The sequence below is a fragment of the Shewanella sp. POL2 genome (assembly GCF_000282755.1).
In the GTDB taxonomy this organism is placed as follows: Bacteria; Pseudomonadota; Gammaproteobacteria; order Enterobacterales; family Shewanellaceae; genus Shewanella; species Shewanella xiamenensis.
In genome coordinates, this window is sequence record NZ_AKZL01000066.1 from 1 (window position 1) to 24816 (window position 24816).

Here is a 24816-nt window from a genome sequence, read left to right on the forward strand (position 1 = left end):
CTAAACCGCTTAGCTGCTGGCTAAAACTGGTTTGGGGTAAATAACTTAGGTTATTTTGCCTGTCTTGAGTCAACTGTAATGGGAAGTCGGGGCCACAGGCTAATAGCACAGGGGAGAAGAGACTTAACCCAATCAGGCTGGTTTGTTTTAATTTGGTTTTCCAGCGTGGAATAGCCTTCGCTGGCAATGAATTTGACTTATGGCGCATAAATTCCCTGTAAATGTAATGACTCACAACGTGCCCAGCCTATGACTCTGCGTCCATTTGGGCTTAGCTCGATCGCTGAGATTAAATTCGGCGCAAACTGCGAGGAGGCTGGTGCGGCTGCGCGCTCCGTTGAGGTGGCTTGCGGTAACTGCCACACTAATATTCCTTGGGTTAATTTGGCTTGATAACCGTTTTGGGCATCATACCCGCTGCACGCCTGCGCCGCTAGGGACAACTGGCCCGGCAACTTGCCCGCAAGATTGCCCTTATTGACTAATACCAGTTGAAATAAGCGGCTTTCCGGTGCCTCATGTTGGGCTGACCCGGTATTAGCCTGGCTTAAGATTTCTAGCTCAATCTGCGGGGCGAGTGGTTGCTGCTGGGCGACGGCAATTAAGGTCGACAGTGGCCAAACCCGTTTATCGCCTTCGAGGGGCAATCTAAACCAAATCATTCCCTTAAGCTTTGGGTCGGCAAAGGTATGCAGTTTTTTAACAAAGGACTGCAACACAAGTGGATCGGCCATCAGCTCGTGGCGCGCAATATGCTGTGAAGATGCAGTGTCTGCCAAAGGCATTTGCATCGGCACTTCACTCTCTACTCGATAACCCGCTGCTGTGCTATACACCGCCGAGCCGTAGGATGGCAGGGCGATGAGATAAGGCACCTTAGCTAACCGTGACAGCTGCTCGACCCACTGCCAACCTTGAGTGGCGTCGAATAGCCCTAAACGTGGGTCGCTGACACTGTGAATTTGCAGCACCAGCTCATCGATATTGTCAAACAACGGCGGAAACTCTGGGCTGCTCATCCAAGCGGGCAATGAAGTAATACTGAGTTTAAGCGTGTGAGGTAATTGGCTTTTTAACTCGCGTAAAAAAGCGTTATAGGCCGCGAGTTTACTGCTGGCGCTATCGTGGTCGATTTCAATTCCCGCAAGCCTTGTGCCCTTTGCCTGCCAGTCTTGAATGAGCGCGAGGATTTTTTGGAGAGCTTCGTGATTATTTAGGCGCGTTAGTTGACCATCTAATCTTATCACCGCCACTTTAGGGCGAGGATCGGCCTGTAACCAGGTATGGTTGACCTGCACTTCAAACCAGATATCCGCGCCATTGGGTTTGGGATGGACTTGCAATGCTAGGATGCGAACGCCATTAAAGGTGTTTTGGCTTTCGACCAAGGCGCTTTGATTGGCATCGCGCCATTGCCGCTGCCAAACATACACCTCTTGGGTTAACTCACGCGGGGCGGCGGTATCTGCCTTTATGCTCGATGTATCTTGATTCGCAGGTTGACAGGCGCTAAGGAACACTAAGCCAAAGGATAATGCCAGTAACTGGGATAACCTGAACAAAAGGGAAAGAGTGCGATATATCGCTTGCAAGGATTTTGAGCGCTTGGGTTCAAAGCGCTTGAGCTCAAAGTGCTTGGACTGAAAGCGTCTAGAGTGAAAGCGCTTAGAGTGAAAGAGAGTGGAATAACAACTGCGTAAATCCATGGGATAAGAGTAAAAGCCTAGCGTGGATTGTGCCAAATAGAGGGCTACTATGCCTCAAAACCACCTTGGATTGCATCAGGCTTTTGCATTAGACGCGAAATCAATTTGGCTGGATAAGATATGGCTGTTAACTCGGCTTTGATACCTGAATAACGCGCCCAGCAACAGGCTGGGCGCAGTCATTATCGCCAAGGTATTGGCAGTTGTTAAGCATTCATGCCTAGAAAATCACTTTTACCTTAGATGCACTATCCAGCGCTTTGTTGACTGCGCTTTCGATATCTTTATCGCGGGCGAGGGCAACCCCTAAACGGCGGCGACCATCGATTTCAGGCTTAGCGAATAATCTGAGCTGAGTATTCTCCGCTGCCAAGGCATCGGCAAGACCTTGATAGCGAATGTTTTTCGATTTGCCTTCCACCAATACTACCGCCGAGGCGCTGGGGCCATGTTGGTGGATATTCGGGATCGGCAGGCCAAGAATCGCCCTGACATGCAGTGCAAACTCGGATAAATCCTGGCTAATTAAGGTGACTAAGCCGGTATCGTGCGGACGAGGTGAGACTTCTGAGAAGTACACATCACTGCCCTTCACAAACAGCTCGACCCCAAATAAGCCGTAACCACCGAGGGCTTCGACTACTTTGCTGGCGATTGCTTGGGATTTTGCCAGCACGTCGGCCGACATGGCTTGAGGCTGCCATGATTCGCGGTAGTCGCCGTCTTCTTGTCGATGACCAATTGGCGCGCAGAAGTGGATACCGTTGACTGCACTAATAGTTAATAGGGTGATTTCGTAATCGAAGGGGATAAAGCCTTCAACGATAACACGACCACCGCCCGCGCGGCCGCCTTCTTGGGCGTATTGCCAAGCTTTGGCGCTTTGGGATACATCACGGATAACACTCTGGCCCTTGCCCGATGAACTCATCACGGGTTTGACCACACAGGGCACGCCAATTTTGCTAATCGCTTGATTAAATTCGGTTTCAGTGTCGCAGAAGAAATAGGGCGACGTCGGTAAACCTAAGGTTTCAGCGGCGAGGCGGCGAATGCCTTCTCTATCCATAGTGAGCTTAGTTGCGCGCGCGGTCGGCACGACATTGAGGCCTTCGGCCTCCATCTCAACTAGGGTTTGAGTGGCAATAGCTTCAATCTCGGGGATCACTAAGTGGGGTTTTTCTAGCTCAATAACGGCGCGAAGGGCCTTGGCATCGAGCATATTGATTACATGGGAGCGATGGGCTATTTGCATGGCGGGGGCATTGGGATAACGATCAACGCCTATCACTTCAACACCTAAGCGTTGTAACTCAATGGCGACTTCTTTACCTAGCTCACCGCAGCCAAGCAACATGGCGCGTCGAGCGCCCTCGGTGTAAGGAGTTCCTATCATGGTGTGGGTACCTTTTTATATTGGGATAATTGACGCCTTGGGACGTTCTTACGCCATAGTCTACCCCGATTGGCGGCAAAGCATGAGACTGAAATTAACAACTGTGTTTTTGATCAAGCTATTTAAGGGTGATTAGTGCTTGACATGGTAAAAGTCCTGTTCAGTCGCTGGTTTTATGTTAACTTTTGGTTTCATAACGGATTATGGACTTAAGATATGCAAGACATTCGCGATTTGACCGCTGTACTACGCTCTAAAACGCCCATAGTGGTGATTGAAACCTATGAAGAATATCGTGTTGTTGACATGCTTAAGCGAATCGCGAATGTACTCTATCAGCCGCTATTTACTTGGAGTATTACCCAAGGGCTTACGCGGGTTGATAAGCCGATGCCTGCACAGAAATTTAATACTGAACCCAGCGATATCTTGGGGCAGATTAAAGCGACGACCCAGCAGGGGATTTATGTGCTCTGTGATTTTCATCCCTTTGTGATTGATGCGCCAAAGAATGTCCGTCTGCTGAAAGAAATCGCCCTCGAATACGATGCGCTGCAACATACGCTGGTGCTAGTGAGTCATGCCTTTGAGATCCCGCCCGAAATTAAGCGTTACTGCGCCTATTTTCAGCTTACCCTGCCGAGTACCTCGCAGCTTGAGAACCTGATTTATCTTGAGGTGGATAAAGTGCGCACCCAAGGCATGCCATTGAATGTGGATGATAAAGCCGTGATTAAACTGGCGGAAAACCTGCGCGGTGTGACCTTAGATGATGCCAGACGATTGATCCATAAAGCGATTGTGGATGATGGCGCCATTACTCACTCAGATGTGGATCTGATTAATAAAGCCAAATTCCAGCTGCTCGATCTTAATGGCATATTGCAATTTGAGTACGACACCAGTGATTTTTCGCAGATTGCTGGATTACATAATCTCAAAAAATGGTTAAAACAGCGCGCGCCAGCGGTGCAGGTAACCACCGATGCCAAGGCTGCGGTACAACCCGATGCGCCAAAGGGGGTGTTATTACTCGGAGTGCAGGGCAGTGGCAAAAGTCTTGCGGCCAAAGCGGTGGCGGGTGTGTGGCAGCGGCCCTTGCTCAGACTCGATATGGGCGCCTTATATAACAAATACATAGGTGAAACAGAGAAGAATCTGCGTAACGCTCTCGAATTGGCCGATATGATGTCTCCTTGCATCCTTTGGATTGATGAAATAGAGAAAGGCTTAAGCGGCAGTAGCAGTGATGAGGGCACTTCGACCCGCATTCTTGGCACACTATTAACTTGGATGGCGGAGCGTAAGTCTGAGGTGTTTGTGGTCGCCACCGCTAACGATATTCAAGCCCTGCCGCCCGAGCTGATGCGTAAGGGGCGAATGGATGAAATCTTCTTTGTCGATTTACCCGATGAGGCTATACGCAAAGCAATTTTCTTGATCCATTGCCAGCGCCGCGGTATCGATGTGACTCGGCTCGACCTTGCGCAGCTTTCACGCCATAGCCAAGGGTTTTCGGGGGCTGAAATCGAGCAGGCGGTGATCGCCGCTATGTACAGCGCCCGCAGTTTAGCGCGAACGCTTGATCAAGACATGTTGTTAGAAGAACTGACCAAAACCAAACCGTTATCCATAGTGATGGGCGATAAGATTAATGCCCTAAGACAATGGGCTGCGGGGCGCACAGTCAATGCACATGAGTAGCAATTGGGCTGATAATCGCTGATTTATATGTGGCGGCTTGTGGGGCATCGCTTCTTATCCGCCATAAAGCGACTTTAGATTTTAGTGTTGGCTTTTGATTGGGGAAAGAGTTGGGTATCATCACAGTCGATGTTAACTTGCTGGTGAATATGGATTATTTTTCAGTTTCTAATGGCAAGTTTTTAGTGTGAGTAATATTTGCCGTTTGTGTTGTACAGCATGATAAGCAGGGATAGAGATGAGTTTCGAGCAAGAGTTTACAGAAAAAGTCGGTGGCTACTTAGCCAAGCTCACCGATAAGTTACAGCCCATTCTTAAGCAACTGATTGAGCATGACTATCCCCAAGAGGTGGCCACGCTGGCGTTTGAAGTCTTTGTCGATCGTTTTTCATCCCAATTCCCGGTGCGGGTATTTTTTATGGATAAAGATAACATCGAGTATTTTGTGGAACTCGATGGCAAGGCTGCATACCCATCACCAGTCAATCCAAGTTTGCTCGATATCGACCATGTCTATCCCGATGAGTTTGAAGAGGAATATATCGACAAGGATGAAGATCTTGACCCTTGGCAGATTGCAACCAACGCGCTTATCGAATGGTTCTCCAAGTGCTGGATTGCGGCAGGTGGCCAAAGCTTTAAATTAAAAGCTCATATCGCTCCCCATGACAGCCACTATGAGTTCAATTTAGTTGAAAGTCAGTGGCAAGAACGATGCTAACTCGCTTGAAGTTAAAGCTTTTAAATCAAACGCTTGGATGTTGTGATTCTTGGGTTAATGCTCAGACTGAAGCCGTGATATCGTTATCCAGCCTTGGTTTGCTCGCCTCTACATCGGGAGTAACCCCATAGAAATCTAAGCTGACATTACCTATCTGCAAATCTCGTCTTTGCTTACTTTACGCGTTGCTCACTCACGCTAGCCTTTTTTCGATACAAGACATAAAGGCCTAGGCTTTTGAGCTATCCCAGTCTCGTCGCTTGCTGTATTTGGCAAGCCATAATTCATATCTTGGCGATAGTAATTTGTCGACACTGGCCACCTTTCCTTGGATGCCATTTGTCGCATCGCAATAAACCATTGTGTTTTTGATCAAGCTATTTGGATGGTTTTGTTGCGAATTTGTCATTCTGGTGTAGAACTATATGGTGTCTCAAATTGAAAGACACTGTGTGGCAAAGAGCGATTTTGGTAAAGGATGTTTTACCGAAATAAGGAATGGGAAGGGAGTGGGAGCTCAGCATGTTTCTGGATTATTTTGCCTTAGGCATTTTGTTTTTTGTCATAGTGGTGATTTTTTATGGCGTGATTGCCATTCACGACATTCCCTATGAAATTGCGAAAAAGCGCAATCATCCCCAGCAGGATGCATTGCATATTGCGGGCTGGGTCAGTTTATTCACGCTACATGCCATTTGGCCTTTTTTATGGATTTGGGCGACCTTGTATCGAGAGGATCGGGGCTGGGGATTTAGCACTGTGATGAAGCGCGAACAAGCATTAGAGGATGATGTAAAAGCGCTAAGAGAAACGGTATTGGCATTACAGGCAAAACTTGAGCAACTTGAATCGGCTCCCATTGCCACCCCGACAGCTGCAAGCGTTGAGACCATTGCTGCAACTTCCACTGTCGTAAGCCAAAAAGCGGAGGTATAACATGGATTTACTATTGATATTAACCTATGCCTCCTTTTGCATTGTGATTTTTAAAGTGTTTAAGATCCCGATGAATAAATGGACAGTGCCAACCGCAGTACTTGGTGGTGTGGTGCTCATTGGGGCGCTGTTGCTGATCATGAATTACAACCACCCCTATTCACGTTTTGCACGGGAATACTATGTGACTATCCCTATTACGCCCGCAGTGAAAGGCATAGTAACGTCTGTTGAAGTCAAATCAAATACGTCGATTAAACAAGGGGATGTGCTGTTTCGCATTGACCCAACCCCTTACGAAGCTGTTGTTAAAACGAAAAAAGCGGCGTTGTTAGCGGCAGAGCAGGAAGTGCCACAACTTGCGGCCGCATGGGAAACAGCCAGGGCAAACGTGGTAAGAGTTGCTGCTGATAGAGAGCGCAATAAGTCGGCTTACGATCGTTATGAGCAAGGTCACCGTAAAGGTGGAGCTAACTCTCCCTTTACTGCGCTGGAGTTAGACAATCGACGTCAACTGTATTTAGCCTCTGAAGCACAACTTACCGCGGCGCAAGCGGAAGAGTTACGTGCACGTCTTGCCTATGAGTCAAATGTGGATGGGGTGAATTCAAAGGTTGCTGGGTTGCAGGGCGATCTTGATAATGCCTTATATAATTTGGAACAAACCATTGTGCGCGCTCCAGCCGATGGCATCGTCACCCAAATGGCGCTGCGCCCAGGGGCGATGGCGGTTCCCTTACCTTTGCGGCCCGTGATGAGCTTTATCCCCGATGAGCAGCGGTATTTTGCCGGTGCATTCTGGCAAAATTCACTGCTACGTTTGCAGGAAGGTGATGAGGCTGAAGTCGTGCTCGATGCGGCGCCTGGACAAGTGTTTAAGGGTAAAGTCGCTAAGGTATTACCCGCGATGGCCGAAGGGGAAATTCAGATGAATGGCATGCTGCAGTCGTCCAATCAGCTATTCCAAACAGGGCGGGTTATCGTATTAATCGATATTGAAGACGATGCGATACGCCGTCAATTCCCAGCTGGAGTAGCGGGACAAGTGGCTGTGTATAGCGAACATTTTCACCATGTCGCTGTGATGCGCAAAGTGCTGCTACGGATGCAGGGCTGGTTAAACTATCTGTTCTTCGATGGTCACTAGTGAGAGTGTTAATCTAACCACTTTGCTTGGATCTGGTTTTAAGCTGTTTGAGAGTGACTAAAAAAGCGCTGACAAGACTGTCAGCGCTTTTTGTTGTATGCAGTAGGTGAATGCTGGCTGCGATTAAATATCGAAGACTAAGCTGCCCGGCGGCAGGAAGGGCCAGCTTTGACGGATAGGCGAACCATCACCTTGTTCAGCAAAGAAATAAGCCGTTCTTGGGGTGGCGTAGACCACACTGCCTTTTTGCAGCCCCAATTCTTGTAGATGGTGGTGGGTAAAGGTGGCTTCCCACAGTTCTTCACTCTGCCAGCCGATAGGCGCCAGTTCGACACGCACTTCTGCGCCAACCGGTGTTATCGCCACTATGGTAAAAGGAATATGGGCTTGGCTATTGGGTTTATCCGCCAGTGCCAGCTCATGGCTACGCACATAGAGCGCGCCGTTTTGTTGCAGTGGCGCTTGCTCAGGAGGCACTAAGAAGGCGTCACCATTGGTCCAACGATTCTGTTGCCAGCTCGCCTCAAACCGATTGACGTTACCTAAGAAATCAAACACAAAGCGGCTATTGGGCTGGGCATACAACTCAATAGGGGTATTGACCTGCTCAATATGGCCGTTGCTCATTACCACTACTCTATCGGAAAGCTCTAAGGCTTCGTCCTGATCGTGGGTTACAAACACGCTAGTGAATTTCAGCTCATCGTGAAGGCTGCGCAACCAGCGGCGCAACTCTTTACGCACCTTGGCATCGAGGGCGCCAAAGGGCTCATCGAGTAATAATACTTCGGGCTGAGTCGCTAAGGCGCGGGCCAAGGCTATACGCTGTTTTTGTCCACCCGAGAGCTGCTCAGGGTAACGCTGTGCTAGGTGCCCAAGTTGCACCATTTCGAGTAAATGGCTGACGCGCTTTTGGATTTCGGCCTTTGACGGGCGCTGTTTTTTCGGAATGACTTCGAGTCCAAAGGCGACGTTATCGGCGACCGTCATATGGCGGAACAGGGCATAGTTTTGGAAAACAAACCCGACTCTGCGATCGCGTACATGCACTTGGGTCACATCGCGATTACCGAAATGGATTTGGCCGCTATCTGCGCCCTCAAGGCCGGCGATAATCCGCAATAGGGTGGTTTTACCCGAGCCGGAAGGCCCGAGAAGACCTATCATCTCGCCTTCTTGAATATCCAGATTGAGCGGCGAGAGCGCCTGAAATTGGCCAAATTTTTTGGAAATATTAGTTAAACGAATACTCATAATGATTGGCTCTGCTCTTGGTTGTCATTGGCGGATAAGCTGCGTTGTTGGCGCCACTCTACTAAGGCTTTTAGCAGTAAGGTAAATAGGGCGATCAAGGCAAGCAGTGACGCGCTCGCGAAGGCGGCTTCGGCCTGATAATCTTCGTAAAGTAATTGCACATGCAAAGGTAAGGTGTTGGTTTCACCACGGATATTGCCAGATACCACGGCAACAGCACCAAATTCACCCACCGCCCTAGCGTTGGTGAGGATCACCCCATAAATCAGTGCCCACTTGATATTGGGCAGAGTCACGCGGCGAAACAGTTGCCACCATGAGGCGCCAAGGATGACTGCGGCTTCTTCCTCCGATGCGCCCTGTTGTTGCATCAAGGGGATTAATTCTCGGGCAACAAAGGGGCAAGTCACGAAAATGGTGACTAATAAAATGCCCGGCCAAGCAAACATGATCTGTAAATCGTGCTCAAACAGCCAAGCGCCAAGCCAGCCGCTGTTGCCGTAAAGCAGTAGATAGAGTAAGCCTGCGACCACGGGCGATACGGCAAAGGGGATATCAATCAAGGTAATGAGTAACTTACGCCCTGGAAACTCAAAGCGTGTCACGCTCCAAGCGAGCATGACCCCAAACACTAAGTTTATCGGCACAGTGAGCGCCGCGACCATAAGGGTCAACCCAATCGCGTGGAGTGAGTCGGGTTGGCTCAGATGCTCGATATAACGCTCCCAACCACCAACAAAGGCCTGCTGGAAAATACTGACTAACGGCAGCAGCAACAACACCATGGCCAAGAATACGGCAAGGGTGATTAGGCTCCATTTGATAAGGGGCGCTTCACCGACTCTTAAAGGTTTAAATGAGTTCATGGTGGCTCCTTATCGTCCGTGAATGCGGCGTAAATAACGCGCTTGCCACAGGTTAATCAGCAGTAACAGCAGTAAAGATGTTATCAGCACGATAGATGCAATGGCACTTGCGCCAGCAAAATCAAACTCCTGTAAGCGAACAAAGATCATCAATGAGGTGATTTCACTGATGTAGGGCATATTACCGGCGATAAAAATTACCGCGCCAAATTCTCCAAGACTGCGGGTAAAAGACAGTGCCGTGCCAACCATTAAAGCTGGCCACAGAGAGGGCAAAATCACCCGCCAAAACACCGCGCTATCGGTTGCGCCTAAGGTCATGCCAGCTTCTTCTTCATCGTGGGATAACTCTTCCAATACGGGCTGGACGGTGCGCACCACGAAGGGAATGCTGGTGAAGATCATCGCGACCACAATCCCCAATGGCGTATAGGCCACTTTGATGCCAATTTCGGCCAATAGACTACCAATCTGACCATTTTCAGCATAGAGAGTGGCTAAGGTAATACCCGCGACGGCTGTGGGTAAGGCAAAGGGTAAATCGACTAAGGCGTCGAGGAGGCGTTTACCTGGAAACTCATAACGAACCAATACCCAGGCGAGTAATAGCCCGAAAAGACAGTTAAATAGGGAGGCGGCCAGTGCCGACAAGATAGTGACTTTGTAGCTTGCTAGTACGCGGGGATCGGTAATCACGCCCCAATACTCGGCCCAGCTCATCTGGCTGGTTTGCATAATCAGGCCTGTGGTGGGGAGTAAAAGAATCAAGCTGACAAACAGCAAAGATACACCTAGGCTGATACTAAACCCCGGCAAAACCCGCTTGTGGCGTAAGCGCCCATTATTAAATATCACTGAATAACCACCCGATAAGGTTAATGGAGTTAATCCAATATTATTATGCCATTAGCACGTTATTGCTCAATCACGATAAAGACTGCTGATGTTTATCTTTATTGCGATATAACCACAAAACCCAGGACATTGCCCGGGTTGTAGGTTTGATGACTTAGGTACCCAAGCGGATGATCAACGCTTTAATAACTGATCCAGTTTAGCGCCATTGGCAAATTGGGTCTTCATCGCGTTGTCCCAGTTACCGATGATTTGCTCAACGGTCATTAACTCCACCGCAGGGAACTGTTTGGTAAATTCGGCAACCACTTTCTCATTGTGAACGCGGTAGTTAAATCCGGCTAACAAACGTTGTGATTCTTCACTGTAGAGATAGGTTAGATACTCGGTCGCTAATTCTTGCGTGCCGTTACGCTTAGCATTTTTCTCTACTACGGCAACGGGGAATTCTGCCAGAATCGAGGTTTTAGGCACGACAACTTGGTAATCATCGGCGCCATATTGCTGACGAATATTGTTAACTTCAGATTCGAAGGTGATCAACACATCGCCGATGCCACGTTCAACAAACGACGTGGTTGCACCACGGCCGCCCGTATCAAATACGGCAACGTTACCGAGGAACTTCTTCAAAAACTCATCTAATGAGGCTTGATTATCTTTTCCATAGTTTTTCTGGGCATAACCTAAGGCTGCTAAGTAGGTGTAACGCGCATTACCTGAGGTTTTTGGGTTCGGGAACACCAACTTAACGTCATCTTTGGCTAAATCATTCCAGTCGCTGATTTGCTTTGGATTGCCCTTACGCACTAAAAACGCGATGGTAGAGTAGTAAGGTGAGCTGGCATTAGGCAGCAGTTGTTGCCAGTTTTCTGGGATCAACTTGCCGCGGTCATGCAGAATTTGCACATCGGTGACTTGGTTAAAAGTCACCACATCCGCGGGTAAGCCTTGCAGAATCGAGCGAGCCTGCGCTGAAGAACCTGCATGGGACTGTTTGATTTCAACCGTTTTACCGGTTTTTTCTTGCCAATGTTTAGCAAATACTGGGTTATAGGCACTAAATAATTCCCGTGAGATATCGTAAGAAGAATTAAGTAAGGTCTGATCGGCGGCTGCGGCATTGAGGGAAGCGCCCAGTAATAGGGTTCCTAGCAGGGCCTTAGTGAATTTTACTGGCATTTTGTGCTCCTTAATCTGGCAACTGTGTCAGGGTATGCAGATAGAGTAATTGAAGTTTTTACTTATAAAAAGCTGGTTGAATAGAACTTTTTTGAATAACTATGAGCAATTAATTGTATGCCATAGGTGATATTCATCGTGTTTGTTGTGGCTAAGCCCCTTAAAATATCCCTATGCGAGTTGCTTTTATCAAATAAAGGATAAACCCTGTGTCTGACTTTATGACTATTGAAGCCTGTATCGGGCAAACGCCCCTAGTTCGTCTGCAACGGTTGGATTGCGGGAGCTCTACGGTACTGTTAAAGCTAGAGGGCAATAATCCTGCTGGCTCGGTAAAGGATCGTGCCGCACTGAATATGATTAACCAGGCGGAGCTTCGCCAAGAAATCGCCCCAGGTGATACTTTGATTGAAGCCACCAGTGGTAACACTGGGATTGCCTTAGCGATGGCCGCAGCGATTAAAGGCTACAAGATGATCCTGATTATGCCGTCGAATTCGACCCAAGAGCGTAAGGATGCCATGCAGGCCTATGGAGCCGAGCTGCTGCTGGTGGACAATATGGAAGCTGCGCGGGATTTGGCCTTAGATCTTCAGGCTCAAGGCAAAGGTAAGGTGCTGGATCAGTTCAATAATCAAGATAACGCAAATGCGCATTTTCTCACAACTGGCCCAGAGATTTGGCAGCAGAGCCAAGGCAAGATCACTCACTTTGTTTCCAGCATGGGTACCACAGGTACCATTATGGGTGTGTCGAAATACCTAAAAAGCCGCAACCCCGATATCACCATTGTCGGGCTACAACCCGCTGATGGCAGTTCTATTCCGGGGATTCGCCGCTGGCCGCAGGAATATTTACCGGGTATTTTTGATGCAGCCCGTGTCGATGCCGTGATGGATATAGAAGAGCAAGATGCCAAAGCCATGGCAAGAACTTTAGCGCGTGAAGAAGGTATTTGTGCTGGCGTGAGTTCTGGCGGCGCGGTATTTGCAGCACTTGAGATAGCGAGGCAGAATCCGGGGGCCGTTGTGGTTGCGATTGTGTGCGATAGGGGCGACCGTTATCTATCATCTGGGCTATTTTCTTAAGCCGCGTTTTATCCACTGATCCTCGCATTTGGGATGTCTTCTGTAATAAAAATGGGCGTGTATCGCCCATTTTTATCACTTATTGCTTAAGCTCTCATAGTTTCAAGCATCGCTTAAATCATCATGGCCCAATGATTATGGCTGCGGTGGAAATTGCGCCAAAATCCGACTTACCGCCTTAGCAGTGTCTTGGGCTTTTTTATCGCCGCCCGCATCAAAATCGAAACTATCGGTACCGCGCCAAATCAGCTTATTGGTTTTAGCATCGATAATATCAATTTGAATGGTTTGAATTTTTGCTGTGTCACTGCCAAGAGGCACGCCAACGCTGGTGCCTATGCCAATGCCGCCAGAACGGCCAAAACTGCCCGTGCCTAAGCCTATAGATAGACCTGAGTCTTTAGGCTTGTCTTGGGTCAGTAAGCCATAGGCGACTTTAAAATCGGGGGAAGAAGCATTTTCGGTAAAGCCTTTTTGGCTTAATTGCTGGGTGATTTCGGTTTGAATACGCTGGGCACTGAGCGGATCGTCGTTGGGCTGTGGAGCAAGCTGCGAGAAACTCTGCAATGCCTTAAAGTTATAATTGAGATCGTAATCGTTTTTCGGCTTAGTGCTGCAAGCACTTAAAAAGACCGTGGCGATGAACAAACTGGCGATGTATTTGTATCTCATCATTGCACTCCAAATTGTACGAACAGTATTCAATGTGCCTTGATTAACAGTAAGACTGCAAGTAATTTAGTGAAAAGTGTTTGATTTTTGTTAAGTATAGAAGGTCACACATTTTACGTACTTAAACTGGCAGAGTAGCCCAAGATCATGGAACAGTTAGCCTTTTTCGATATTCCTAGCCCTTGTATCGGTGTGTGCCAAACCGATGCGCGGGGCTATTGTAAAGGTTGCCTGCGCAGTCGTGATGAGCGATTTAATTGGTTGCATTTTACCGATGCCGAAAAACATGATGTGATCCGTTTATGTCATCAACGGAAACGTCGGCGGGAGCTGGCCTTGTATAAGGCGCGTCAGCAAGCGCTTGAGCAGGAGAGAGCGGCGCTTAATCCACAGCTTGATTTTGCGCCACAGACCGCTGCAGAGTTAGATTTAGGCGATCTTGCTCTCGACGAATAATCTCAATGAGCCTTTTTGATAAGATGATACAAACTAGAGGCGCTAAATTTGCCGCTTTTTCGGCCAGCTTAAGGTGAAACGCGTCTGGGCTGGATGGCTGGTGACATTGACCTCACCCTGATGACGCTGCATGATCCGCTTGATAATCGCTAAACCTAAACCATGACCCTTATTGCCATTTTGCACCGATTGGCTGCGGTAAAAGGGCTCGAACACTTTAGGTAAATCCACCTCAGGGATAGGCTCTCCATCATTACTCACACTTAGTGTTACCCGTTGCTGGGTTTGGCTGACTTCAATCAAGATTTGATGGCGAGCAAAACGCTGTGCATTGGTCAGTAGATTTTGCAGTGCTCGCTCAATCAATGCTGGTTCGCCAAATAAGGGCAGGGTCTCTATATCTGTATGCAAGGTTATTGGGGTTTCACTCAATGCACTTAAACGTTTAATGGATTGATTAATCAAGGTGATAAGATCGTATTCATCTAGAGGCATTTCGCGCTGGGATTCTAAACTGGCGTAGGTGAGTAATTCTTGCAGTAGGTTTTCCATTTCCTTTATGTCGAGCTGCATTTCATTGAGAAAATCCTGACGCTTTTGTTCGTCAGAGTCAGGTTGGCAGTACATGGGCATTAGGGCGAGGGCGAATTTCAGCCGCGCGAGTGGGGTGCGGATCTCGTGGGAAACCGCATTGGATAAATGTTTTTGGTTTTCAATTAACGCGCTGATATGGCGCGCCATTTCATTAAAAGTGTTTGCTAAGGGCTTGACTTGTGAGCGGTTGGAGAGGCTAATGCGTGTATCCCATTTGGCTTCGCCAAAATCCTTTGTGGCCTTACGCAATATGCTTAAGTCTCGCGAGAGTGGTCCAACCCAAATCAAAGCGACAAGTGCGAGTGACAAATAGAAAAACAGAGTGAATAAATTACGCAGATCGGCTCTGGGGTCTATCTCGATAGGACCCGCCATTAATACTTGTTCACCTACCTGAATAAACTGGAATTGTTCGCCCTCACTGGTCGTGGTGGTGACTACATGATTGGGTGTCAGAACTTGATCTTTCGCCAGTGCAATTTGATCTGGACTGAGTAGATTTAACGGCAGCTGACTATCGGTTGTGAGTGCTTCTAAGTAATCGTGGCGACTCTCCTCTGGAAGCTGAGTCAACAGCTGGGCAAATGCAACCAGAGGAGCATCTAAGGGATTATTTTCATCTACATTTTTCTTCCATAGGCTGTCCAGTGTCCAGCCTATGCCCAGAAAACTGAGACTCAGCAGTAAATATAAGCTGATAAAGAGACGTTTCACGGGAGTTCTTAGTTGTTCCAAGCCTCAGGGGCGAAGAGATAGCCTTGTCCCCAAACGGTTTTGATTCTGAAGGGGGTCTCAATATTGTCGTTGAGCTTTTTGCGAAGTCTTGATATCCGCACATCGATCTTTCTGTCTTTACCATCAAAATCAATATTGAGAAGTAATTGATAGATATATTGACGACTCAGTACTTGTCCTGCCTGTGATGCCAGTAACCACAGGAGTTCAAACTCATGGCTGGTGAGGTCGACTTCTTTGTTGTCGAGTCGAATTGCATGGGTATGGGGATCGATACTGAGTTTACCAAAAGTCAGGCAATGGGATTCGGCCTGAGGCGGTTGGTTTTGGCGGCGTAATAGGTTGTTGATACGGGCAACCAGCAGGGCAGGATCAACGGGTTTAACCACATAGTCGTCTGCACCGAGTTCTAGCCCTTTGATTTGATCTTCGCTTGAGCCTAAGGCACTCATCAACAGGATCGGGCCGGCAAAGTAATCGGGTAACTTTTCACACAGGCTAAGGCCATCAATTCCTGGCAACATAATGTCTAGCAGGATGATATCAGGCTTATAGTTGATTAAGCGGGTTAACACTGTGTCGCCACGACGCTCTACTTCAACGTGCATGCCGTGGGATTTCAAATAATCTACGATTAAATTCGCGAGACGGACATCATCTTCAACCAATAACACTCTGTGGGGTGATTGTGGATTCGTCATTAAAATAAACTCCAAGGGTTACGGTAACGTCTGCGCACCTGAGGCTGCGAGGTCGACGTGATTTTTAATTTGGCTCCAGCCAGTGTTTGGTTGGTATCCTTACTGACCAGAACAAAGTGAATATCGTTTAGCGTACTGACATTCAATGTGATTTCATGTTGTTCTAGCGATTCGCTGCACCATTTAGGATAGGCATTGTTGTCAGATAAGATACAAACCAGCTCATTTTTAGCGAGTTGCCACTGCAAGTCTACACGGATTTCACAGGCTTGGTTTTCATCCCCCGTGATACAGATTTCAGGGGTCAGTTTTAATTTTGACTCTTCATTTGGAGCGGCAAGTGCATGAGTCGGTCCCATTAAGCTAACGCTTAGACCGAATATGCATAGCATCCTAATATGAAGGGGCGTCACTCTTGTTAAAACCTATACGCTGCGCCAATAAAATAAGTGCTGCTATAGTCTTGATTGAGCAAGGGACTGGCGGCTATTTCATCTGCAATTTGTGTGTAGCGGAACGCAAAGAGCATATCCCAGTTATCAGTTAAGATATAACGGGCTGTCATTTCGACCCCTTTATTCCAGCCAGCATCAGCATGGTAATGTTTGCTCCAATAATCATTTTCACTCGGGCGTACACCATAGTAATAGTCGACGACGTTGGTACTTTTCCAATCAAATACGAGTGACATATCCATTACCCAGCGGGTTAAATGCCAACCATAGGTCCATTTAATTTGCGCTTCAGCGCCTTGATGCACATCAAACATATCATGGGTGTAGGCTAACCTAACTACGCCTAATGGGGTATAAATAAATGCTTCAGCGCCACCTAATAACGTAAAGTTACGCGATTCTAAGGAATTAAACACGGGTTCGGGTTCACTGCTGAGAACTGTCTTGGTCGAGAGCATTCTCGCCCCATCCTGTGAACTTCGCTCCAAAAAGATATTCGAAGGGTCCCAGCGATAGAAATAAGCTCTATCCATGCTATAGCTGGTCACTAAGTTGACGCTGAAATATTGCTGCTCAACTAAGCTATAGCCTAAGTTACCGTTATCAAAAAACCAATGATCACCATAGTAAGCTACAGTTGGGATAAAAAAGACCGGAATATCATCAAAATCCCTAAGAGGGTTGGTTTTTTGTCCCCAACCGACCGCCACGCCTAAATCCCAGTTGCGCATTTCAATACATTCATCTTTAGTGACGCACGGTTCTTTGGCCATTCCAATAGAAGGTAGGCTAAGCGCGGTGAGTAAGATTAATAATGTTCGATACATGATATGCGTTCGGATTTAATGACAGTCGGTAATGGGCAACAGATTAGCATTTTATGCTTAATTCCACAGTGCTTTCACCTGAAGGGATGCAAAATGATACAGATATCATACAAATAGCATATATGTAGATCTCGTAATCAATTGAAAGACATCATAAAAGCATAAAATGCACTTGCTTAGCGCTTTTGTCGACGTTGGTGTGTTGTATTTATACTGTTTTGCTTTTTGGGTGCTGGTGTTACTAATTTGGGTTGGTGCAGCAAATAAAATGCCATTCATTGTCGGAATGGCATTCGTAAAACTCGATGAAACCTGATTACAGCCAGGAGCTAAAGGAAGTAAAACCGATCAGTTGAGTTCTTTTAGTGTCTGATAGCCCATTTCTGTTAGCTGGTCATTCACGCAGTCGAGGACATATTGTTTAAGCTCGGCATTTTCAATCTGATCTTCAGATGCCATCTGTTGGCATACTTCGGTCAGTTGAGCGATATCATTTGCAGGCGCAGGAGGAAGTGTTGATTCATCGGCAAAGCTAGCAAAACTGATTAGCGCCGACAGGGTGATAACAGCTGATAACGTTTTCATTTTATTTCCTTTAGTTATTGATAGTTAACAACAGCCTAACTGGTTTCCCATCATGCCGCTGCGTCAACAGATAGCAATTTATCATTGCTATTATTTTTTAGATATAAATAATTTTTCACTCATTTTGTAAGCTATTTTTTGTCGAATTATCATGGTTGTTTTATGGGCAGGCTTAAGTGCCTAAGCCAGTCAAAAATACCGATCTCATCCTTCGTAAACCGCGCGAATCCCCCTGATTTTCCACTACCAAGCTGAGCTTATTTTACTATGACGTTCTTACCACCCTTAAGTTTCATCATCCTGAGCGGCATATTTGTAATTAATATGTTTAAAAATAGACTTATCTCAACTTTGGTCTATTTATGGGATGAAGTTAATCTTTTTGATGGTTTTTACGGATTACTAGAGAGTGCATTTGTTGATGAGAGAGTAGAAAGTTTGAACTATAGCAAAATTGCCCTATAAATAAGATTTAGCGCACTATTTTTACCCATGTTTTATAGATATTTGAATCTTAAGAGATTAATTTTTAGCCTGTAGATTTTTTTATTTATTAATTTTTTATCTTGATGATTTTAATGGTTAATTTGTTTATTTGTTATGATTATAAGATTTAGATTGTGATCTTCTTTGTTGTTATCTAAACTTCGCCGCTTTTTATCGAACTATAAGTGCAAATTATTGTACTGAAATTTACTTATCATTTTGGGGACTTTCTGTGTCGACAAAACTGGCGAATCCGGCTCCATTAGGTTTAATGGGCTTTGGTATGACGACTATCCTGCTAAACATTCATAATGCAGGGTACTTTCCGATTGACTCGATGATCTTAGCTATGGGGATTTTCTATGGCGGAATGGGTCAAATTATCGTTGGCATTATGTGCTTTATGCGTGGTGATACCTTTGGTACAACCGCCTTTACCTCTTACGGTTTATTCTGGTTGACCTTAGTTGGGCTTATTTTAATGCCAAATGCTGGGGTTGCGGCGAGTCCAACCTATTTTATGGGGTGGTACTTAACCCTTTGGGGAATTTTTACAGCCTTTATGTTTGTGGGATCGTTACGTTATCCAAGGGCTAAGCAGTTTGTGTTTGCTTCGTTGACGATTCTATTCTTCCTTCTGGCGGCGAGAGATTTTACTGGCAGCGCGCTTATTGGCACCATCGCGGGTTTTGAAGGGATTATCTGTGGTGCGAGTGCAATTTACTTTGCCATGGCGCAAGTGCTCAATAATGAATATGGCCGCACTATTTTACCGATAGGCGAGCTTAAAGCTAAGGTCTAACTGAGTTCTTAGTTTATGCAAAAGGCTGAATCATTCAGCCTTTTGCATTTTTGACGGGTCAGTAATATTAAAACTTACAACATCAGATTTTAGTTTGGATAAATGCAATACAGGCATTATCTAGACTACGGTTAGAGATATAGCTGGTCCCTGTTTTATGGGTGATTAGGAACCCTTTATCCGTTTGCACAATACGATAAATATCCGTCCAGAGAATTTGAGCGTTAACATATTGTGATTTTGTGTGGATACCTTGCTCATCAATGATAAGGGTGACTTCATTATTGGCGGCTTTGCTCATCATTTGCCGCATCAACCACCACGCTTTGTTGTATTTTACATTTAATGCTTCAATCACCCCGAGCCCAACAAAGAAATAGGCCAGATAGAGGCTGACATCCGCAAAAATCAGCGCAATGCCAATGAGCCCGAAACCTATGGCTTTATAATAAGGTTTGAGAGTGGGATCGGGTTTGACGGACTGGGTATAACACTCGTCAAAATGCGCTTTATCTAAGATGTAAGTTGTGGAATAACAATAGGGTGTGGTCATGTCTTATTTACTAATCAAAAGTTTAATTATCTAAAGCTGGATAGCACATTAGTTTAGCGGGTTAGCTGCGTAAAGTAACGATTTTTGGGATAAGTCTGCAGTAGCGATACGGCGCAAAATACCCTGTTATCGTACCTGCGCCCGTTCCTGCACCATAGTTTGCTTATGACTTAATAGCGGTTTCGCTCTGCGGGAATATCACTCAAATACTCTACAAACTCGACTTCAAATCCGTGGGCATCGAAGAAGTAGATATTGCGGCGGAAGGGGTCTTCCATGCCCTCTTTTGCTATCGGAAAGCCTGCTTGAGTCAGTCTGGTGATGATTGCATCTAAATCACTGACGACAAAAGCAAAATGGGCTAAGCCAATCTGATGACCCGTTAAGTCGCGGTTTTCCCCTTCACCGTTATCGCTAAAGGCAATGTATTGATAATCATCGCCAAAGTGGATCCAATTGCGCGGCTTGCCGTACCAAGTCCCTTTATCTCCGCCACGTACACGCCAATGGGGGAAGGCGGCTTGATAAAACGTGAGTGCTTTAGGGATATCGTCGACGACTAGGTTGATGTGTTCTAAGTGGATCATAATGCGTTCCTTGTAATGATTTTAGTCAGTGTGATTCACATCCAAGCTGCTTACATACCGTAGCAGTATTCCTGCTGTTTGGGGTAGGGTTGATGAATATGGCGTTGGCGTATCGGCGCTAAGGCTTGGGCGTATTGATGCAACATAAACAGGCTATATTGCACTCTTTCCCTGAGGTCGATATCCCGCGTACCTTGGGGCGTAGCGTTGAGTACATTCTCGACATTACGGATGATCAAATAGTCGGGAATCGGCACTAATTTATTGTTTTTGAGTGCATTCATTTTGACTTCCACAATGGGATAAGCACCGCTAATGCCGCTGCAAACTGAAATCAGCAACACTGGCTTATGGGCAGTTTCCTGACGGCTACACATCAGTAGGAAGTTTTTAAGCAGTGGCGATGCCATTCCACCCCATTCGGGCGTAATCAAAACGAGGGCATCCGCAGCATCGACTCTTTGCTCTATCTCAGGCCAATGTTCGCCCTTGTTGTCTTCTTCACCGTCCCAAAAGGGCAGGTTGAACTGGCAAAGTTCTAAGTGATGGATAGCGTCGTAACCGACACTATGGGGCGATAAAAAACTGGTCTCGGCTATGTATCTCGCGACTTTAGCGCTTTGGGAGTGGGCTCTTTGGCTGGTGCTGATGATGAGTAAGTTCATTATGTAAACCTATTTATTTATAAATTATTTATAAGGTAATTGCTTTATTTAATCATGTAAAGGATAAAATAAATAAAAAACTTTATTTATTCTGTTAAAAGGTGGGCGATTGAGGGATAATCCGAGGCGAAGAGCGGAGAGCGCATATGAAAACTACTGATAAGATTATTCAATTACTCAAATTGCATGGCCCGTTAACGGCTAAGACCCTAGCCGAAGAGCTTGCGTTGACCACTATGGGCGTTCGCCAGCATTTGCAAGCCTTAGAAGAGGCGGGTGATGTCGATATTGAAGACAGAGTTGAAGGCCGCGGACGCCCAACCCGGTATTGGGGATTAACGGAGCAGAGTAGAACCCACTTTGCCGATCGCCACAGTGAGCTTAGTTTGCAATTGATTGATTCCGTAAAAATGATATTTGGTGATCAGGGGTTGGATAAACTGATTGAGCATAGAGAGCAAACTGCTATGCAACAGTATCGCAGCGCGATGCAAGGTATGACGGATATTACCAGTCGTTTAACTAAATTGGTGGAGTTACGTACCCTCGAAGGCTATATGGCGACGCAGGAACAAGCGGATGGGGCGTTCTGGTTACTTGAGAATCATTGTCCAATTTGCAGCGCAGCGACTAAGTGCCAAAACTTTTGCCGCTCCGAACTGCAACAATTCCAGCAGTTATTTGCCGATATCGCTACTGTAAGCCGTGAAGAGCATATCATCGACGGCGCTCGTCGCTGTGCCTATCGCATTGCGCCTTTATCTTAGAGCAGGATGGTGTGATGCAATCAAAACGCGGTCGTCTCGATAGATACCTAGCTGTTAAGTTACAAATTCACCGTAAAGCCGTGCGAGAACTCTTGCTGGCGGAGCGTGTGTATGTGGATGGCGAGCCTGCGAAAGCGCTCGATCTGCTGGTGGATGAATTTTCCCACATAGTGTTTGATGGGCAAGTCTTACAGGCCAACCAGCCCGTGTACTTGATGTTGCACAAGCCCGTTGGGGTAGTGAGTGCGACCAAAGACAAGGAGCACCGCACTGTGATTGATTTACTCGATTGCGAAGCTCGCCATGAGCTGCATATTGCTGGGCGGTTAGATTTAAACTCATCGGGTTTATTGTTACTGACCAATGATAGTCGTTGGTCCGAGGCGTTAATGTCACCCGAGCAAAAAGTGGATAAAGTGTATCGAGTGACTTTAGCCAATCCCTTGAGTGAGGACTATGTCGCGGCATTCGCGCAGGGCATGTATTTTGGCTTTGAAGATATCACCACACAGCCTGCAAAGTTGACTATCCTCGACACTCATATTGCAGAGGTTACTTTAAGGGAAGGGAAGTACCATCAAATCAAGCGGATGTTTGGTCGTTTCCGTAATCCTGTGGTGGGATTACACCGCCTTTCCATTGGTGAGATTACCCTAGATAAACACTTAAGCCCTAGTGATAGCCGGATGTTGACGGCACAAGAAGTCGCCTCTATCTATCATTCAAAAATGAAGTAACTCGAGACGGTGCATAAAGCGCTGATATGCACTTAAAAACATTACCCCTAAGAGCATGTTGACGTTTTGAGATTGAATTTCGTTCTGGCTCGCTCATTAGGTTAAGTAAAATAGCGATACTGCGCGGACTTTATCTTGCATAGATCGTGAACCAAAGGGTTGCAAAAATAATCCTGAAACGTCAATACACCTCGGCATACGATTGTTTGAAGGACGCTGTAACAAACACGTAAGGATAACATTAGTCTGGCACAGCACGGCTGTGCCAGTGAAAATGTGTTAGAGCCTGAATGCACTGACTTGATTACGCATGCTGCTAGCCAGTTTGGTTAGGTTTATAACAGACTCGCTTAGCTCATGTGCTGAGCGAGTCGAGTCATCGGTAATATCACTGATCGCAATAATGCTACGGTTAATACTTTCGGCCACACTACTTTGCTCTTCAGCTGCAGTCGCAATATGGGCATTGAGCTCAGCAATGTTATCTACTGACGCTACAATTTCTTTTAAGGCCTGACCTGCTTCATTGGCTTTATTATTGGCATCATCGACTTGCTTGATACCAACTTCCATTGCATTAACTGCTTCTTTAACCCCTTTTTGTAGCGTTGCGATCATCGCTTCAATTTCTTGGGTGGACTTTTGAGTTCGTTGAGCTAGCGTTCTGACTTCATCGGCGACAACGGCAAAACCTCGACCCTGCTCGCCTGCGCGAGCAGCTTCGATAGCAGCGTTTAATGCCAATAGGTTGGTTTGTTCGGCAATACTCTTTATCACATCTAAAACTCGACCAATACTTTGGCTTTCATTGGATAAAAAGCCAATGACTTGCGCCGTTTTTTGAATTTGTTCTGAAAGTTGAGACATGCTGCTAATTGAGTCAATAACGATACGGTTACCATTCGCCGCATAAGTATCCGCATCCTTTGCCGAATCCGCAGCGGCTGAAGTACTCTGCGCGACCTCTGCCACAGTCGCCGTCATTTCATTCATTGCTGTTGCAGTTTGTTCAGTTTCAGCTTGTTGCTGTTGCATGCGTTTATTGGTTTCTTGGGTAAAACTACTTAGCTCGGTAGCGGAGCTATTAACCGTATTTGCTGCTTCAGCGATGGAGTGCAAAATCCCTCTCAAATGTTCAATAACTTGAGTGAGGCTAGTCGAAATAAGTCCAAGTTCATCATCATTAAAAGTACGGAATTTAATCGTGAGATCGGAGTCTTGGCGGATCGTTTTTAAATTGCGCACAATATCATTGATGGGATTCATCACACTGCGATTAACCCAAAGTCCAATCAAAATACTGATCAGCATTGCAAGCCCTGCAAGAGTGGCAAAGATGGCAATCGATGAGTGATAAATCTCGTTAGCGGCAGCTCTTTCCTGACCTGCAATTTTGATTTGTAGTGCGATAAGTTCTGATATTTTGCCACTTATCGGATCGATTGCTTGGTAAAGCGGTAATATTTTGTCATTCAGTTGGTAAGCTACATCGCCATTCCTCCCCCTAAGATATGAAATGAGTAGCTCAACTTGTTGATTCGCTGGTAAAAATAACTGTTCAGCTTGTTGCGCAAGTCGAGATTCTTCTTGGGTAAGTTCAGTTGCAAGGTATTTGGGCCAGTACTGATTGATCGTTTTGCTGGCATTTTCAAGCGCATTAGCCGCTTGCGAAGCGCTAAATCCGCCAGCATTGGCTTTATTGATCGCGTCAATTACATCAACGGCATATTTATCAGCGATAACCTTAAGATCGTCTAAAGGAACCACTCTGTCGTTATAGATACGCTCGACGCCATATTCGATTTTTCCCATCATATAAATGGCGATAAAACCAATGGTTACTAGCATTAGGAGCGGCACGAGAATGCCAATAAACATTTTTTGTTTTATTTGAAGACCATTCATATGGATTTCCTCAGTGTATTCTGGGAGGCTTTTAGGCAGAACTCGAGCAGTCCATGATGAGTCTGTATGAATAGTTATAGCAAACATGCCAAATGAGGTTGGAGATTTAAGGAAATAAAATCGCAGAAACAAAAAAACCTCGCTTAGCGAGGTCTTTATGTTGGTACAGATGAGAGGACTTGAACCTCCACGCCCGCAAGGGCACCAGCACCTGAAGCTGGCGTGTCTACCAATTCCACCACATCTGCATTGGTATTCGACAGGTTGTCGAACTAAGTTGAATCGCAATTTGGTACAGGTGAGAGGACTTGAACCTCCACGCCCGTAAGGGCACCAGCACCTGAAGCTGGCGTGTCTACCAATTCCACCACACCTGCACTGTACTTTAATTGCAATCCTTTAACACTGGTCGCTAAGGCAACCAACTTAAAGAT

At 46.4% G+C, this 24816-nt stretch carries 26 protein-coding genes and 2 tRNA genes; 9 read left to right on the forward strand and 19 right to left on the reverse strand.

Annotated elements, in window-relative coordinates:
* The 3 genes from SHEWPOL2_RS15905 to purT all read right to left on the reverse strand — a co-directional run.
* Nucleotides 1-208: hypothetical protein (locus SHEWPOL2_RS15905; RefSeq protein ID WP_037429725.1), on the reverse strand; the 208-nt coding region annotated here is incomplete at its 3' end.
* Nucleotides 198-1706: a DUF3142 domain-containing protein gene (locus SHEWPOL2_RS15910; RefSeq protein WP_083848338.1), complete on the reverse strand. Its 1509-nt coding sequence runs from the start codon at nucleotides 1704-1706 to the stop codon at nucleotides 198-200. The genes SHEWPOL2_RS15905 and SHEWPOL2_RS15910, both read right to left, overlap by 11 nt.
* A gap of 220 nt (nucleotides 1707-1926) precedes the next feature.
* Nucleotides 1927-3102 (reverse strand): formate-dependent phosphoribosylglycinamide formyltransferase, encoded by a 1176-nt coding sequence (purT, locus tag SHEWPOL2_RS15915; RefSeq protein WP_037429727.1) that lies wholly within the window; start codon nucleotides 3100-3102, stop codon nucleotides 1927-1929.
* Between the two features lie 216 nt (nucleotides 3103-3318).
* On the opposite strand from purT, the gene SHEWPOL2_RS15920 reads away from it, so the two are divergent.
* The 4 genes from SHEWPOL2_RS15920 (at nucleotide 3319) to SHEWPOL2_RS15935 (ending at nucleotide 7610) form a co-directional block, all read left to right on the forward strand.
* Entirely contained in the window at nucleotides 3319-4806 is a 1488-nt protein-coding gene (locus SHEWPOL2_RS15920) for an AAA family ATPase (RefSeq protein WP_037421380.1), read from the forward strand.
* Nucleotides 4807-5044: 238 nt separating this feature from the next.
* Nucleotides 5045-5527 (forward strand): hypothetical protein, encoded by a 483-nt coding sequence (locus SHEWPOL2_RS15925; RefSeq protein WP_037429729.1) that lies wholly within the window; start codon nucleotides 5045-5047, stop codon nucleotides 5525-5527.
* Nucleotides 5528-6049: 522 nt separating this feature from the next.
* Nucleotides 6050-6463, forward strand: coding sequence for a DUF3302 domain-containing protein (locus tag SHEWPOL2_RS15930; RefSeq protein ID WP_037429731.1), 414 nt, complete (start codon nucleotides 6050-6052; stop codon nucleotides 6461-6463).
* Nucleotide 6464: 1 nt separating this feature from the next.
* Complete coding sequence (locus SHEWPOL2_RS15935; RefSeq protein WP_037429733.1) at nucleotides 6465-7610, forward strand: HlyD family secretion protein; 1146 nt, start codon at nucleotides 6465-6467, stop codon at nucleotides 7608-7610.
* 123 nt (nucleotides 7611-7733) lie between these two features.
* Here SHEWPOL2_RS15935 and SHEWPOL2_RS15940 read toward each other — a convergent pair whose 3' ends face one another.
* The 4 genes from SHEWPOL2_RS15940 to cysP form a co-directional block, all read right to left on the reverse strand.
* Nucleotides 7734-8864 carry a TOBE-like domain-containing protein gene (locus SHEWPOL2_RS15940; RefSeq protein WP_037429735.1) on the reverse strand — a complete coding sequence of 377 codons (1131 nt, stop codon included), beginning with the start codon at nucleotides 8862-8864 and terminating at the stop codon, nucleotides 7734-7736.
* Nucleotides 8861-9730, reverse strand: a complete 870-nt coding sequence (cysW, locus tag SHEWPOL2_RS15945; protein ID WP_037429736.1) for a sulfate ABC transporter permease subunit CysW — start codon at nucleotides 9728-9730, stop codon at nucleotides 8861-8863. Before cysW ends, SHEWPOL2_RS15940 begins: the two co-directional genes overlap by 4 nt.
* A 9-nt stretch (nucleotides 9731-9739) precedes the next feature.
* Nucleotides 9740-10585, reverse strand: a complete 846-nt coding sequence (gene cysT, locus SHEWPOL2_RS15950) for a sulfate/thiosulfate ABC transporter permease CysT (RefSeq protein WP_037429738.1) — start codon at nucleotides 10583-10585, stop codon at nucleotides 9740-9742.
* Nucleotides 10586-10759: 174 nt separating this feature from the next.
* Nucleotides 10760-11767: a thiosulfate ABC transporter substrate-binding protein CysP gene (gene cysP / locus SHEWPOL2_RS15955; protein ID WP_037429740.1), complete on the reverse strand. Its 1008-nt coding sequence runs from the start codon at nucleotides 11765-11767 to the stop codon at nucleotides 10760-10762.
* Between the two features lie 221 nt (nucleotides 11768-11988).
* Here cysP and cysM point away from each other — a divergent pair, with 221 nt between their 5' ends.
* On the forward strand, nucleotides 11989-12855 hold the full coding sequence (cysM, locus tag SHEWPOL2_RS15960) for a cysteine synthase CysM (RefSeq protein WP_203433737.1): 867 nt from the start codon (nucleotides 11989-11991) through the stop codon (nucleotides 12853-12855).
* Between the two features lie 135 nt (nucleotides 12856-12990).
* Here the strand turns inward: cysM and SHEWPOL2_RS15965 are convergent, their stop codons facing one another.
* On the reverse strand, nucleotides 12991-13527 hold the full coding sequence (locus SHEWPOL2_RS15965; protein ID WP_037429744.1) for a DUF4136 domain-containing protein: 537 nt from the start codon (nucleotides 13525-13527) through the stop codon (nucleotides 12991-12993).
* Nucleotides 13528-13674: 147 nt separating this feature from the next.
* On the opposite strand from SHEWPOL2_RS15965, the gene SHEWPOL2_RS15970 reads away from it, so the two are divergent.
* On the forward strand, nucleotides 13675-13983 hold the full coding sequence (locus tag SHEWPOL2_RS15970) for a DUF1289 domain-containing protein (RefSeq protein ID WP_037429746.1): 309 nt from the start codon (nucleotides 13675-13677) through the stop codon (nucleotides 13981-13983).
* A 42-nt stretch (nucleotides 13984-14025) separates the two neighbouring features.
* On the opposite strand, the gene SHEWPOL2_RS15975 is transcribed toward SHEWPOL2_RS15970, so the two are convergent.
* From SHEWPOL2_RS15975 to SHEWPOL2_RS15995, 5 genes are all read right to left on the reverse strand, one after another.
* A complete protein-coding gene (locus SHEWPOL2_RS15975) occupies nucleotides 14026-15291 on the reverse strand; it encodes an ATP-binding protein (RefSeq protein WP_037429747.1) in 1266 nt (421 codons plus the stop codon).
* Between the two features lie 8 nt (nucleotides 15292-15299).
* Nucleotides 15300-16013 carry a winged helix-turn-helix domain-containing protein gene (locus SHEWPOL2_RS15980; RefSeq protein WP_011073412.1) on the reverse strand — a complete coding sequence of 238 codons (714 nt, stop codon included), beginning with the start codon at nucleotides 16011-16013 and terminating at the stop codon, nucleotides 15300-15302.
* A complete protein-coding gene (locus SHEWPOL2_RS15985) occupies nucleotides 16013-16405 on the reverse strand; it encodes a DUF3019 domain-containing protein (RefSeq protein WP_081990918.1) in 393 nt (130 codons plus the stop codon). The genes SHEWPOL2_RS15980 and SHEWPOL2_RS15985 overlap by 1 nt, the downstream gene beginning before the upstream one ends.
* Before the next feature lie 26 nt (nucleotides 16406-16431).
* On the reverse strand, nucleotides 16432-17295 hold the full coding sequence (locus SHEWPOL2_RS15990) for a MipA/OmpV family protein (RefSeq protein WP_037421340.1): 864 nt from the start codon (nucleotides 17293-17295) through the stop codon (nucleotides 16432-16434).
* Nucleotides 17296-17643: 348 nt separating this feature from the next.
* Nucleotides 17644-17880: a hypothetical protein gene (locus SHEWPOL2_RS15995; protein WP_037421337.1), complete on the reverse strand. Its 237-nt coding sequence runs from the start codon at nucleotides 17878-17880 to the stop codon at nucleotides 17644-17646.
* 718 nt (nucleotides 17881-18598) lie between these two features.
* Between SHEWPOL2_RS15995 and SHEWPOL2_RS16000 the strand changes: the two genes are divergently transcribed.
* Entirely contained in the window at nucleotides 18599-19168 is a 570-nt protein-coding gene (locus tag SHEWPOL2_RS16000) for a GPR1/FUN34/YaaH family transporter (RefSeq protein ID WP_037429751.1), read from the forward strand.
* An 82-nt stretch (nucleotides 19169-19250) separates the two neighbouring features.
* On the opposite strand, the gene SHEWPOL2_RS16005 is transcribed toward SHEWPOL2_RS16000, so the two are convergent.
* From SHEWPOL2_RS16005 to SHEWPOL2_RS16015, 3 genes are all read right to left on the reverse strand, one after another.
* Nucleotides 19251-19721 (reverse strand): YcxB family protein, encoded by a 471-nt coding sequence (locus SHEWPOL2_RS16005; protein WP_037429752.1) that lies wholly within the window; start codon nucleotides 19719-19721, stop codon nucleotides 19251-19253.
* A gap of 170 nt (nucleotides 19722-19891) precedes the next feature.
* Nucleotides 19892-20308 (reverse strand): VOC family protein, encoded by a 417-nt coding sequence (locus SHEWPOL2_RS16010; protein ID WP_037429754.1) that lies wholly within the window; start codon nucleotides 20306-20308, stop codon nucleotides 19892-19894.
* 50 nt (nucleotides 20309-20358) lie between these two features.
* Nucleotides 20359-20973 carry an NAD(P)H-dependent oxidoreductase gene (locus SHEWPOL2_RS16015; protein WP_037421328.1) on the reverse strand — a complete coding sequence of 205 codons (615 nt, stop codon included), beginning with the start codon at nucleotides 20971-20973 and terminating at the stop codon, nucleotides 20359-20361.
* 146 nt (nucleotides 20974-21119) lie between these two features.
* On the opposite strand from SHEWPOL2_RS16015, the gene SHEWPOL2_RS16020 reads away from it, so the two are divergent.
* The gene (locus SHEWPOL2_RS16020) at nucleotides 21120-21740 is read left to right on the forward strand and encodes a metalloregulator ArsR/SmtB family transcription factor (protein WP_037429756.1); all 621 of its coding nucleotides are present in this window, start codon (nucleotides 21120-21122) and stop codon (nucleotides 21738-21740) included.
* Nucleotides 21741-21754: 14 nt separating this feature from the next.
* Nucleotides 21755-22477: a 16S rRNA pseudouridine(516) synthase gene (locus SHEWPOL2_RS16025; protein WP_037429758.1), complete on the forward strand. Its 723-nt coding sequence runs from the start codon at nucleotides 21755-21757 to the stop codon at nucleotides 22475-22477.
* A gap of 279 nt (nucleotides 22478-22756) precedes the next feature.
* Here the strand turns inward: SHEWPOL2_RS16025 and SHEWPOL2_RS16030 are convergent, their stop codons facing one another.
* The 3 genes from SHEWPOL2_RS16030 to SHEWPOL2_RS16040 form a co-directional block, all read right to left on the reverse strand.
* The gene (locus tag SHEWPOL2_RS16030; protein ID WP_037429760.1) at nucleotides 22757-24382 is read right to left on the reverse strand and encodes a methyl-accepting chemotaxis protein; all 1626 of its coding nucleotides are present in this window, start codon (nucleotides 24380-24382) and stop codon (nucleotides 22757-22759) included.
* A 161-nt stretch (nucleotides 24383-24543) separates the two neighbouring features.
* Nucleotides 24544-24630, reverse strand: a tRNA-Leu gene (locus tag SHEWPOL2_RS16035).
* 42 nt (nucleotides 24631-24672) lie between these two features.
* Nucleotides 24673-24759, reverse strand: a tRNA-Leu gene (locus tag SHEWPOL2_RS16040).
* Nucleotides 24760-24816: the final 57 nt, after the last annotated feature.

What these genes read in the sequence shown, in the direction of transcription:
- SHEWPOL2_RS15910 (WP_083848338.1), bottom strand. Translation starts at nt 1,706, where the DNA reads ATGGATTTACGCAGTTGTTATTCCACTCTCTTTCACTCTAAGCGCTTT.
- purT (WP_037429727.1), bottom strand. Translation starts at nt 3,102, where the DNA reads ATGATAGGAACTCCTTACACCGAGGGCGCTCGACGCGCCATGTTGCTT.
- SHEWPOL2_RS15920 (WP_037421380.1), top strand. Translation starts at nt 3,319, where the DNA reads ATGCAAGACATTCGCGATTTGACCGCTGTACTACGCTCTAAAACGCCC.
- SHEWPOL2_RS15925 (WP_037429729.1), top strand. Translation starts at nt 5,045, where the DNA reads ATGAGTTTCGAGCAAGAGTTTACAGAAAAAGTCGGTGGCTACTTAGCC.
- SHEWPOL2_RS15930 (WP_037429731.1), top strand. Translation starts at nt 6,050, where the DNA reads ATGTTTCTGGATTATTTTGCCTTAGGCATTTTGTTTTTTGTCATAGTG.
- SHEWPOL2_RS15935 (WP_037429733.1), top strand. Translation starts at nt 6,465, where the DNA reads ATGGATTTACTATTGATATTAACCTATGCCTCCTTTTGCATTGTGATT.
- SHEWPOL2_RS15940 (WP_037429735.1), bottom strand. Translation starts at nt 8,864, where the DNA reads ATGAGTATTCGTTTAACTAATATTTCCAAAAAATTTGGCCAATTTCAG.
- cysW (WP_037429736.1), bottom strand. Translation starts at nt 9,730, where the DNA reads ATGAACTCATTTAAACCTTTAAGAGTCGGTGAAGCGCCCCTTATCAAA.
- cysP (WP_037429740.1), bottom strand. Translation starts at nt 11,767, where the DNA reads ATGCCAGTAAAATTCACTAAGGCCCTGCTAGGAACCCTATTACTGGGC.
- cysM (WP_203433737.1), top strand. Translation starts at nt 11,989, where the DNA reads ATGACTATTGAAGCCTGTATCGGGCAAACGCCCCTAGTTCGTCTGCAA.
- SHEWPOL2_RS15965 (WP_037429744.1), bottom strand. Translation starts at nt 13,527, where the DNA reads ATGAGATACAAATACATCGCCAGTTTGTTCATCGCCACGGTCTTTTTA.
- SHEWPOL2_RS15970 (WP_037429746.1), top strand. Translation starts at nt 13,675, where the DNA reads ATGGAACAGTTAGCCTTTTTCGATATTCCTAGCCCTTGTATCGGTGTG.
- SHEWPOL2_RS15980 (WP_011073412.1), bottom strand. Translation starts at nt 16,013, where the DNA reads ATGACGAATCCACAATCACCCCACAGAGTGTTATTGGTTGAAGATGAT.
- SHEWPOL2_RS15985 (WP_081990918.1), bottom strand. Translation starts at nt 16,405, where the DNA reads ATGCTATGCATATTCGGTCTAAGCGTTAGCTTAATGGGACCGACTCAT.
- SHEWPOL2_RS15990 (WP_037421340.1), bottom strand. Translation starts at nt 17,295, where the DNA reads ATGTATCGAACATTATTAATCTTACTCACCGCGCTTAGCCTACCTTCT.
- SHEWPOL2_RS15995 (WP_037421337.1), bottom strand. Translation starts at nt 17,880, where the DNA reads ATGAAAACGTTATCAGCTGTTATCACCCTGTCGGCGCTAATCAGTTTT.
- SHEWPOL2_RS16005 (WP_037429752.1), bottom strand. Translation starts at nt 19,721, where the DNA reads ATGACCACACCCTATTGTTATTCCACAACTTACATCTTAGATAAAGCG.
- SHEWPOL2_RS16010 (WP_037429754.1), bottom strand. Translation starts at nt 20,308, where the DNA reads ATGATCCACTTAGAACACATCAACCTAGTCGTCGACGATATCCCTAAA.
- SHEWPOL2_RS16015 (WP_037421328.1), bottom strand. Translation starts at nt 20,973, where the DNA reads ATGAACTTACTCATCATCAGCACCAGCCAAAGAGCCCACTCCCAAAGC.
- SHEWPOL2_RS16020 (WP_037429756.1), top strand. Translation starts at nt 21,120, where the DNA reads ATGAAAACTACTGATAAGATTATTCAATTACTCAAATTGCATGGCCCG.
- SHEWPOL2_RS16025 (WP_037429758.1), top strand. Translation starts at nt 21,755, where the DNA reads ATGCAATCAAAACGCGGTCGTCTCGATAGATACCTAGCTGTTAAGTTA.
- SHEWPOL2_RS16030 (WP_037429760.1), bottom strand. Translation starts at nt 24,382, where the DNA reads ATGAATGGTCTTCAAATAAAACAAAAAATGTTTATTGGCATTCTCGTG.